The 246-nt window shown below is 33.7% G+C and carries 1 protein-coding gene; it reads right to left on the bottom strand.

From position 1 onward, the window contains the following. A partial coding sequence (locus WFK35_RS23235) for a hypothetical protein (RefSeq protein WP_336735021.1) occupies positions 1–246 on the bottom strand: 246 nt, incomplete at both ends.

Genomic DNA, 246 nt, shown 5'->3' with positions numbered 1-246 from the left:
GATGCTGTTTTACAGCCGGATACAGTTCAATATCTATTTTCAAGCTTGGAAATGTCGTAATTAGATATAAATCAGCAAATTCAAATGAGTATCGCTTAATATCACGCCCTCTTAATAACGGTCGTATAATTTCTTCACTTTTAGGGTCCTGATCAATCAGCTCCTTTCTCTTAGCTCCATCTATAATAAAGGCATCATTAAATCCTGTTTTGATTCCGTAATTTATTCTGATATCCCAATCTTTTA

This window comes from Chryseobacterium sp. VD8 (assembly GCF_037149975.1).
Classification (GTDB): Bacteria; Bacteroidota; Bacteroidia; order Flavobacteriales; family Weeksellaceae; genus Chryseobacterium; species Chryseobacterium indicum.
The sequence above is the reverse complement of the archived record's forward strand: the minus strand, read 5'-3'. Positions and strand labels throughout refer to the sequence as shown.